9 protein-coding genes and 2 pseudogenes are annotated in these 10831 nt (G+C 32.8%); 4 read left to right on the top strand and 7 right to left on the bottom strand.

Translation table 11 applies throughout. The features are described 5' to 3' along the window. Window positions 1-49, bottom strand: a 49-nt coding sequence (locus ACFWDE_RS28260) for a helix-turn-helix domain-containing protein (RefSeq protein WP_374191749.1), incomplete at its 3' end; no start/stop codon positions are given. Between the two features lie 655 nt (window positions 50-704). Between ACFWDE_RS28260 and ACFWDE_RS28255 the strand changes: the two genes are divergently transcribed. After that, window positions 705-2087, top strand: a complete 1383-nt coding sequence (locus tag ACFWDE_RS28255; RefSeq protein WP_377896106.1) for an alpha/beta hydrolase family protein — start codon at window positions 705-707, stop codon at window positions 2085-2087. Window positions 2088-2355: 268 nt separating this feature from the next. Here the strand turns inward: ACFWDE_RS28255 and ACFWDE_RS28250 are convergent. Beyond that, window positions 2356-2493: pseudogene (locus ACFWDE_RS28250) on the bottom strand (DUF1453 domain-containing protein); the annotation flags it as partial. Here ACFWDE_RS28250 and ACFWDE_RS28245 point away from each other — a divergent pair. Next, window positions 2491-2796 (top strand): annotated as a pseudogene (locus ACFWDE_RS28245) (integrase); the annotation flags it as partial. The pseudogenes ACFWDE_RS28250 and ACFWDE_RS28245 sit on opposite strands and share 3 nt — an antisense overlap. 116 nt (window positions 2797-2912) lie before the next feature. Here ACFWDE_RS28245 and ACFWDE_RS28240 read toward each other — a convergent pair. From ACFWDE_RS28240 to ACFWDE_RS28220, 5 genes are all read right to left on the bottom strand, one after another. Continuing rightward, the gene (locus tag ACFWDE_RS28240) at window positions 2913-3533 is read right to left on the bottom strand and encodes a hypothetical protein (protein ID WP_377896105.1); all 621 of its coding nucleotides are present in this window, start codon (window positions 3531-3533) and stop codon (window positions 2913-2915) included. Window positions 3534-3626: 93 nt separating this feature from the next. Next, window positions 3627-3854 carry a hypothetical protein gene (locus ACFWDE_RS28235; protein WP_377896104.1) on the bottom strand — a complete coding sequence of 76 codons (228 nt, stop codon included), beginning with the start codon at window positions 3852-3854 and terminating at the stop codon, window positions 3627-3629. A gap of 625 nt (window positions 3855-4479) precedes the next feature. Further along, entirely contained in the window at window positions 4480-6948 is a 2469-nt protein-coding gene (locus ACFWDE_RS28230) for an ABC transporter permease (protein ID WP_377896103.1), read from the bottom strand. Then, a complete protein-coding gene (locus ACFWDE_RS28225) occupies window positions 6945-7658 on the bottom strand; it encodes an ABC transporter ATP-binding protein (protein WP_215575532.1) in 714 nt (237 codons plus the stop codon). The genes ACFWDE_RS28230 and ACFWDE_RS28225 overlap by 4 nt, the downstream gene beginning before the upstream one ends. A 21-nt stretch (window positions 7659-7679) precedes the next feature. Beyond that, on the bottom strand, window positions 7680-8480 hold the full coding sequence (locus ACFWDE_RS28220; RefSeq protein WP_377896102.1) for a lipoprotein BA_5634 family protein: 801 nt from the start codon (window positions 8478-8480) through the stop codon (window positions 7680-7682). A 709-nt stretch (window positions 8481-9189) separates the two neighbouring features. Here ACFWDE_RS28220 and ACFWDE_RS28215 point away from each other — a divergent pair. After that, window positions 9190-9882, top strand: coding sequence for a response regulator transcription factor (locus ACFWDE_RS28215; protein ID WP_215553670.1), 693 nt, complete (start codon window positions 9190-9192; stop codon window positions 9880-9882). A gap of 4 nt (window positions 9883-9886) precedes the next feature. Further along, window positions 9887-10831: sensor histidine kinase (locus ACFWDE_RS28210; RefSeq protein WP_377896101.1), on the top strand; the 945-nt coding region annotated here is incomplete at its 3' end.

Below are 10831 nucleotides of genomic sequence, written 5' to 3'. Positions count from 1 at the left end.
GTGCTTTATTTGGATAGATACGAAATTTATATGCTTTATTAATCATCATTCATTTCACCTCCATTTCGGTATGTTTCTATTGTACAACAAACGTATATTCGATAGGTAGTGAAGTAACAGTTTATGTATGTCGAACAATTAAGATGGCTTCCTGCCATCCCTTGTCCGAAGCCAATTCATCTCCCACCTACTCACTTCGCGTTCCTTGAGGAAGGAGTCTTCTTGGCTAAAATGATAAAAAACTTTGAATCTCTTGAGCAAATAGGTGTAATTCGTCAGACACAGAAACAGACATAAAAAACGCCATCCTTTCCTATGATTCTACAGAAAGAATAGCGTATTTTTTCATTTTAGGGTGTCATTTCTTTTTATTAGCTTGATAGCGATAGGGTAGCACCACATATCCATCAAGCTAAGGTTTTAAGATACCCCTAAAACAAAAATTTTATACACTTAAGGAATTTGTAAGTATCAAGTAAGAAAAACGAGAGCTTTGTTTCGTATAATCAAAATATAAAGTGAAGGAAAAAAGATTATTTCTGGGGTTAATATGCATGTGGAAAAAGGAGAAATCTACGGCTTTTTAGAGTAATAATATCAGTATGTCCAAGTCTTGGAAATTACTTGCAAATATTTTGAAGTTTTTGCACCAGAACCCTAATTACCATAACTGTTTTTTATCATCACATATTGGAGGTTAAAACATGAATAAAAAAAAGAAAATACAAAAATCAGCACTTACCTTTACCCTACTCTTTTCTTTAGGCGTTTCATCTTTCCCGCTTACAACAGCTATTCACGCAGATACACGCGAGGAACAATCTGAAAAAAAGAAACTAATCTCTTTAACGGAGCGTACATCATTATTTTTTGAATATCTCCAGCAAGGTAAGTATGCAGAGGCACTCCAGTTGACTTCTGCTGCTTTTCAATCCAAGTTTACAGCAAACACATTACAAAACTGGTGGACACAAAGTGACTGGAGCGGGATAAAAAGCATGGGAACCCCCGTGATAAAAGAACGAAACTTGGTCCATCAGACGGTGGAAATTCCAAGAACTACCCAAGGAACTACCATGCCGCTACTCCTTAAATTTACACCTGGTGGAAAAGTAGATGAAGTTGGGGTAAGGATGCCTCCAGAATCTTATACCATCCCGCATCCTAGCTATGATCAACCTGCTTCCTATCAAGAACGTGAAATCATCATTGGAAATTCTACATATCCGTTACCAGCCACATTAACGGTTCCGAAACATAAACCTGGAGAAAAGGTACCCGTAGTTGTTCTTGTTCATGGTGCTGGCATCCATGATCGCGATAGTACATATCTGGGAACAAAAATCTTACGAGACCTTGCGGTGGGCCTTTCATCCAACGGAATTGCAGTGTTACGCTATGAAAAACGCACCTTAGAACACGCATTAAAGATGAGTGCAGAACCTGGTACGTTAGACCGTGATACTACAGATGATGCCATATATGCAGCAAAATCAGCAGCCCAGCAGGAAGGTATTGATCCAAATAATATTTTCATTCTTGGACATAGCCTAGGAGCTGGCACAATGCCGCGTATACTGAGCAAAGCACCTTCCTCACTTGTCAGAGGAAGTATCTTACTCGCACCACCTGCACGCCCTTTGACTGACATTGCCATTGATCAGAATCAATACCTTGGGGCGCCAAAGGAAGTAATCGATGAACTAAAAAGACAGGTCGCATTTATCCAGGATCCTACTTTTGATCCAGACCATCCTCCAGCTGGCTACAATTTTGGGTCGCCCCATTTTATGTATGATGTTTCTAGGTGGCGTCCAGTTGAAGAGGCAAAATCACGAAAAGAGCCTTTACTGATTCTGCAAGGGGCACGCGATTATCAAGTAACAGTAAAAGATGAATATACAAAATGGCAGGAAGGACTTTCAAACCGCAGGAATGTTCAGTTCAAAGAATACCCGAAATTGAATCATTTTTTCACGGAGGGAGATGGAGAATTAAGTCTTCCTAGTGAATACGAAATCCCTGCTAATGTTCCCGAGTACGTCATCCAGGACATTATTACATGGGTCAACGAGACAAAAAAATAAGATAACATCAAAAGCCTTCATGCAATCATCATTGCGTGAAGGCTTTTTTGAAACTAGTGATTTCATCCAAGTGATTCAGACATATCTATTATTTTCGATATCATTTTATATAATATTTGCCCCATAACGAAAAATTAGAGTCATTTATAGCAATGAAGTTCATTTTTATCGTTTTTGGGGCAACCCGTTCTGTTAGGTTGATAGCAATGTGTTGGTGTTAGAAAAACACTGAAATTTGCTACACTACAAAAATTACCCTTAGCAATAGTTAATGTTTTGAATGCATCAAACTTTTTGCTTTTAAGTATAGAATCACTCTTCTTATACACTCACTCGCCGCAATAAAGCAAAAAATACCATTCGTTACTAAACCTAGCGCATACTGACTTGAACCTTTAAAAATATTGCTTTTGATTTTACACGTAGGACATATCATTGGAGTTATCAAGATGATGCACCAAAATTCTTAACTGAAATCTCAATACAGAAAATGATTCGTTTAGAGGTGAAACGTGCTAATCTTCGAAAGGGAATTTCTTCCCAACATTTTCGAAACACCTATATTTTAAGAAGAATTCAAGGAAACAATACACCTGAAAAAATTATGCAGCAAATAGGATTTAAATCTAACTTGTCATTAAAAAGATATTACGATTATTATAAATGCTCTATAGCAAATACAGACTCACATCTATCACTTAATGTGTAATTTTTACACATCTAGAGGTATCGCCAACATTTTAGAAAAAACACGCTAAGCAAAAATATAATAAGCTGTCCATATGGACAGCTTATTTACATAATTATCGTTATCGGAAGTTGTTTTTACACATACTTGGTCTTGTAACATTCATGTTCAGCTTTATCATATACCTCCGCTACAAACTCGAAAAGTAACGAATCTTTAGGGAGAAATACAGTATCGTTGGCATGCTTTAAAAAGCGATAGCCCGTCTCTTTACATACAATTTCGACTTCAACCATATCAAAACGGACTTGCTTTGCATCTTCCAACTCAATTCCCATTGTTAAAGAATGGACTCCATCACCAAAGGACTTGAAAATCATGAGTTTATTTGACAAATCTGAGTGATGAAGACAGGTGAGTTCTCCGTTCACATACGCCTTTGTTCTGTCTTGCTTTGGAATACACTCTATATGGTGGATTTTTTTATAACAATGTAATGTGAAGGAGTATGTATGATACTCATTTGGCTTGACATCAATCCCGTATTTATAAGCAAAAGTCCGATGTACCATTTCAAAAAACAAAGGCATGACAATGTCATCCCAAGAGTCATATGCAAAAGCCGCTATTGGAATTAAGTGTGGGTATAGATCCGTCAATGTATTTCCAAAATTCAAGAGAATATCTGTATCCGTAAGCGATTGTAAGTCTATATCCTTTTCGTGGTCTTCCACTTTCAGCAATCTCCTATCAATCATCGTTACCCCCCCTTTACACTTGGTATTGCAAACATACTGTGGAAGTTACAGCAATCTCCTCTCTTGTTCAGAGATAAGTGTAATCCACACCCATTAATCATTTTCACCTGAATACACTTTTAAATCTTCCATTGCTATGGCTATAGCATGTTTTTCTGTATCAATTAACGATATTCCCTGTTTAATAGGAGCCCAATGCTTATATCCATAATCCTCAAACCACGCAAAAACTTCTGTAGTGAAAAAGTCATTATTTTGTTTGATAACTTGAACCTTGTATCTTTTGTTTTGGGAAACAATCTCTTTAATGATTTCTGTCATTGTCTATCTCCTTCTACCTTTTATCCAGATTGTACCACATCAAGAATATAGATAATAAAAGGTATTTTGATTGCATATTCTATACATGCTCGGTTAACATAACGTCCTATTATTGGTAGCAAAGAAAAAGGGGAATCCTTACTCTCAGAAGGAATCCCCTTTTTTATTTTCTATAACGCTATTCATCTTTTTATACATTCCTATCCTGGCATGGGTTTTAGGGTTCTCGTTTGTTATTGGAATAACCGAAAAACTGTATAAAATCTTGCATGCTCTTAGCGTGGGGTCTTTCCGGAATGCTGGCGGTATCCCATCGCTATCAAGCTAAAATTTTATAGTACCCCCAGAACGAAATTTTGTACTAACTTGTAACAATAAAGCTTATTTTTTTATTTTGGGGTATTTGCTTTTCTTAGCTTGATGGTGATGTGGCTGAACCCCTAAACGTACAATTTTCTTTTCTCGGTCGTGTCGGACCTTATAGCATTTAGGTAATCAGCTATTTGTTAATCGTGAGGCAGCTATTTTTAGCTAAAAAACCAATAATAGAAATATAATACAGATTACGAACCCTTTTACACGTATCTCGGCTGAACCTCAGAATCACATATTGTTATGACTACTGCTATTCTTCTCTAATTACATCTATAACGTTATCCTTTTTAATTTTCCGAAGCGGAATTAGTACCGATACATAACTAATCAACAGTGCAGTTATAAATGTGATGAAGCTAGATTGATAAGGAATAATCCATTCAAACGACACCGTATTTGAAAGTGCTACATAAAGAATATACGACAGCATACAACCGAAAAAGATCCCTTGTATGCTTCCAAAGAAACCGTACAGGAGTCCTTCATATATAACCATCTTTTTCAAATCCTTTTGCGACATACCAATCGATTTTAAAGCAGCTAGTTCTTTTCTTCTCATAATGATGCTGACTGTAATGGTATTTAAAATATTCACACAACCAATCAGTGTAATAACAGCTATAAATCCGTACCCTAATATTTTTATATAAAGTATATTATCTTTATGGAAATTACTTTGAACAATATTATTTTTTACATCTATAGATGCATCTCCACCGAGTTTCTTTTGTATATCTAAAATTGTAGCATCAGCCTGATATTGATTCTCTAAATCAATTTCAAAACCTGTTAATTTTTGTGGAGATGGTGTAATATATTCGGCTATTTGTTCACTAGTAATAAAAGTTATGGTATCCATCACTCTGCTCATATTAAAAATATCCAATTCTACAATTGCAGCTATTTTTAAAACTTCTAGTTTTTCTTCATTGTAGGAGATTTCCTCTGTAGATTTTCTTTCCTGCTGACTTGTTATTTGGATTTCATCCCCTACCTGAAAAGTGCTTAGAGAACCTATATATTTTTTACTTGTATTCATATCATTTGATGCAGCTTGTTTTACTAAAATAACCTCTTTTTCACGATTTAATTTTGAAATATCAATCCTTCCACTAGTTACATTTTCAGCTAGTTTCTTTAAACTACTCTCATCGTATGCTTTTATTTGTGTTTTCATAACTTCTACAGTTTGATTATTATATTTTACTTTTTGATACAGCGATTCATTTCCTTGTAATTCTTTAATTTGTTTATTTTTTGGTACTTTCGTATAAAAATCATGTGCCTGATATTGCTTGTACAGCTTCTCTACGTTATTAATTTTATAAAGATTTCGACTCATACGATCTATACTAGGCCTGTCTAAATTCGAATTAACCGAAACTGATATGTCCGATTTTAGAGCTTGAATTTCCGGTTGTTTACGCTGAATGACAGTATCTATGAGAAACGTAAACGTGATATACAGTACACTACTTATAATAATAGACAAAATTGTAACTGTATATCTATTGGGATTCCTTTGTATATTTTTTAATGCCATACTTAACGGAAAAGATAGTGGTTTCTTTAGCTTTGTTCCCTTTTTTTTCTTTATTTTATCTTTTTTTATAGCTAATCGGCTACTTACGGCCAGTAACGGTGAAATTCTACCTGCAAAAAAAGCAGGAAAATAGCTTGAAATATAGACAGTTATCAATGTAATTAAAGAACTTACACATATAATTAACCAATCTAATTTAATTGTATATCCCATAGAATTTTTAAGTACGTTTATCAGTACTTGATTAAGTAAAAAGACTACTAATATACTGCACAAAATCCCAAAAAAGATAGCAATAATAGAAAGAAATGTTGCTTCTCTTATCACAATTTTTCTAATTTGTTTTTTGGTAGCTCCTATACTTCTCAATAACCCAAACTGTTTCATTCGCTCTACTATACTAATTTGAAATGCATTGTAAATAATAACAATCGTAGAAATCACAACAATCCCAATACTAATAGCGGCTGCCACCATGATCTCCACACTAGGCTTTAAGGCTCTCTTTAATTCGACATTCACTTTTATATTTTCTTTATCCGTCAATAATTTAAATTGATTTTCAACTTCATCAAAGTTTGCGTACTTATTCAATTCAATCAATACGCTACCTTCTCCAACTTTAAACTTATTTTTATATGTCCATAATTGGCCTGTTTTGTTTCCCTTAGTACTACTAGAATCATTTAGCAAACCAACAAGTTTATATTTTTTTTCATGAATAGTAAACATATCGCCTAATTTAAGATTAGGCCCGAAGTAAGGTAGCATCCATTTTTCCAAAACAGCCTCATTTTCAGTTGAAGGTAGCTTACCTTGTACAGGAATACTAGACTTTAAAAACTTTAATGCTTGATGATCTGCATACATATAAGAGACAGCTATCTCATCAACATGGAACGTCTCTCCTGAAGATATAATGCCATAAGAAGATATATTGGGATTACTTTTTATCATATTGAAAAGCTTTTGATTATAATTTTCAACTGAAATATTTGCGGAACCCATAGAACCTTTTTTAGCATTTTCAATTCCCGAAGTGTATCCGCTATTAAAAAACAGTCCAATCGTTGTTATTAGCGCCAATGCTAAAATAATCCCTGTTAATGTTAGCAAAGTACGTTTGATATTACTCCTGAGATATTTTTGACTTAACTGTTTGTAACTACGAATCAATATTCCTCCCCTCCACAGTTTGCATGATTTTGTACTAATTGTTTATCTGAAATAATCATTCCATCTTCAATGGTTATTATTCGATCAGAATTTGATGCGATAGCAGGGTCATGGGTAATTAAAATCACCGTCTGATTATATTTTTTAGCCGTTACTTTTAATAAATTCAACACTTCTTTTGTATTTTTTGTATCTAAATTTCCAGTAGGTTCATCCGCTAAAATAATATCGGGTTTATTTATAAGAGATCTACCAATAGATACCCTTTGTTGTTGACCACCCGATAATTCAGAAGGCAAATGATCTCGTCTTTCATTTAACCCTAGAGTTCGTATAATTTCATCCAGGTAATGATCATCTACCTGTTCCTCGTCCAATAGGGCTGGCAAAGCAATATTTTCTTGTACATTCAAGACAGGAATCAAATTAAAAAACTGAAATATAAAGCCAACTTTTCTTCGGCGAAAAATAGAAAGTTCATTATCTTTATAATTGTAGATATTTTCGCCTCCTATAAACACATTTCCTGAACTCGGACGATCCAGCCCTCCTAAAATATGCAATAACGTACTTTTACCAGAGCCTGACGCTCCAACTATGGTTACGAATTCTCCCCTATGGATGGAAAGATTAATTCCTTTTAACGCCTGTACTTGCGTTTCTCCCTCTCCATATGTTTTTACTACATTTTCTAATTTAACAACCTCCATAAAGCCCATCCTTTTCATAGATTAATTTTGAATCTCTACAAAATAGAGTTTATCCTTATCGTAGTCACCATTCTCGTCTTTTACTTCATACACTTCTGAAATGTTTTCGACCACCTTGTTTATCTTGTTTTTATTTTTATAATCAAAATTTTCTTTTGCAAACTGAATTAACGAAAGGTTTACTTCTTTTTCTTGTAATTGTTTATATGTTTCCTCATTAACAATCACTATGGGTGATGAAAAATAGCCAATCCAATTATTTTGTTCGATATGTTGAACAGGTATCATTTGTCCATTTAAATTTAATTTCCCATCCTGTATCTCCCCAGGTTCTTCCTTTTTTCTGTAAAATAAGTTTTTTTCACTCGCTAATTCTTTTATTTCTTTTACCGGGGTTGAAGTCATTGAGCTATCTTCTTTTGATAAGGGCGTTCTTACAATACCTTTTTTTAAGAATTTTTCAGCTGTAGATTTTGTAATTACCGCATATTGTTTCTTTCTAACAGATGATTTATCAATTTCCTTGTCCATCTCTTCTTCAGTCATATTTTCTTCTTTTTCTTTCCATTCTTTCTTAATCTCTTCTTTTTGTTCGGTAGTGAGTTCTTGTTTTATTAATTCTGTGACCAATTTATAACTATAATCTGCTGTTTGTACATTTTGATCTTTATACAAATTTTTAACAGCTGATATATTTTCTTTCGTTCCCGATATCATGATACCGTTTACTGGCTGTGAGGGACCATTTATATAACGATTTACAGCAAACCCTATACCCATAAAAATTGCTGTTACTGCTAGAAATCCTATTATCTTTCTCATTTTCTTCCTCCTCATATACTATGTTTAATCTGGGATTAGAACAGTAGGTTTTTTCTTTATATAAACAGTGGCTAAAATGCTACAAGTCTTAATAAAGAATGATTACCTTCAGTATAGACGTCTTTAATTGCTAATTGAATAACTCTTGTCTTACTATATATACTTTAATCTTACAGTTTAGTAAGATTACTAAATCTAACTTTTCATATACTCGTAACTCTGATCAAGATATATTTTAAAATTGTACAATTAAATGGCTTTTATACACTTATTTAAGTACACACATACTTTTCAAATTCTCAAAAATCCACTGCCATTCAGCTCTTATTCTCAATAATCTGTTTTTAAAAATTCATTTACATAATTAATGCGAATCCAATTTTTATTTAACATTTTTGTATAAGATAACTTAAATAAAACATTACTGATTTTATAAAGACGTACAAATTCAACAGGACTCTATTACAAGGTTTTTCAAAATATAAGCAAGAATATGTATGAATTACGTAAATATTATGCTTTAAGTAATTGTTGTATCTCATTATGTGCTGAAAAGCTGAAAGCCGATTTGGGTATTATGCTTATACTCAGAAAAGCCTCTAAAAGTCCATTTCCATACTAAACCATTTTAAATTAGCCAATCAACGTGTAAAATAACTGTCATAATCTAAAATACTGCAATAATCAAAGACAAATGAGGAGAGAGACTGTGGATAAATTATTATTCGTTGAAGACGATAACGATCTAGGAATGGCTATTGAGTTTACTCTAAAAGGAGAAGGGCTTGAGGTTATAAGAGTTTCTACTGTACAAGATGCAAAAGACCAATACGAAAATAATAAATTTGATTTAGCTATATTGGATGTTGGACTCCCAGATGGAAATGGGTATGATTTATGTACCTATCTTAAAAGAAAAGGTGATATACCTATTATTTTTCTCACAGCACTAGATGAGGAAGCAAATGTAGTAATGGGCCTTGAAATTGGTGGAGATGATTATATAACAAAACCCTTCAGGGTAAAAGAGCTATTATCTAGAGTAAAGGTACAATTAAGAAAAAAAATTAAAACAGCTTCTAATACTATATTGAGGTCTGGAAATATACAGCTTGAAGTTGAAGCGGCCAGAGCTTTTAAGCATGAGAAAAGTATAAATTTAACGCATTTAGAATACAAACTCTTATTAACGTTAATGCTAAATCCTCATAAAGTATTACAAAGAAATGAGATATTGAAAAAAATAGCAGATGAAAGTGAAGTGTTTTTCGATGAAAATACTCTTTCTGTTTATGTAAAAAGATTAAGAAGTAAAATTGAGGATACTCCACAAAACCCTAACTGCATAATCACACAAAGAGGTCTCGGATATTATTGGAATAAAGACGTCAGTAAGGAGTAATTTAATGATAAATCGAGAAATAAAAATTAATATACTTACATTAGCATTAATCTCTTTTTTATTTATTATATATCAAGTTATCACAGTTCATATTCTATATGACCATTTAAAAAATGATTATATTACTATTTGGAGTGAAATTACCGGGAAACTTATTGCACAAAACCCAGAAAATGAATACGAAATAATACAAGCACTTACAAATGATACAGCGAATAAAAAAGATTATTCCAGTGATGGAGAAATGCTATTAAATCAATATGGTCTATCTGCTGAATTGGATTCAAGACTTTTTCCTTATTTAAATAAACATATATCCCAAAACAATATATACATGTTCCTTGGAGCAATAGGGTTCAGTTTAATCCTAATTTTTCTAAATTACTTACAATATAAATCTTTTTTCTTAAAAATTAGAAATGTAACAGCTGCAGCGAATAAAATTATTGAAGGTGATTACACCATTGATATCAAGGAAAATAGAGAAGGAGATCTAGCTAAACTTGCTAATTCTTTTCATAAACTGAAAAATGTTATTAGAAAAAGTATGCATAATTTATTGGAAGAGAAACAATTTTTAATTCAAACTTTACAAGATATTTCTCATCAACTAAAAACACCACTCTCAACACTAACAGTGAACAACGATATCTTATTACAAGGTAAATTAAATGAACAGCAACATCATTTTTTACACAATAATGATGTTCAAATTTCAAGAATCAGCTTTTTAATACATAATTTATTAAAAGTTTCAAAAATAGATGCTAGGGCAATACTTTTTGAAAAAGAAAACTCTGATATTATTGATACAATTTATGAGGTCATTGCTAGTTTGAACAGTAAATTAAATAAAAAAAATATGAACATACATTTAAAAACCAATGAAAAAATATCACTTTTCCATGACAGTATTTGGATGCAAGAAGCTTTATTAAATATTTTAAAG

Source organism: Bacillus sp. NPDC060175 (assembly GCF_042728695.1).
Lineage (GTDB): Bacteria > Bacillota > Bacilli > Bacillales > Bacillaceae_G > Bacillus_A.
This window is presented reverse-complemented; position numbering and strand designations above follow the sequence as displayed.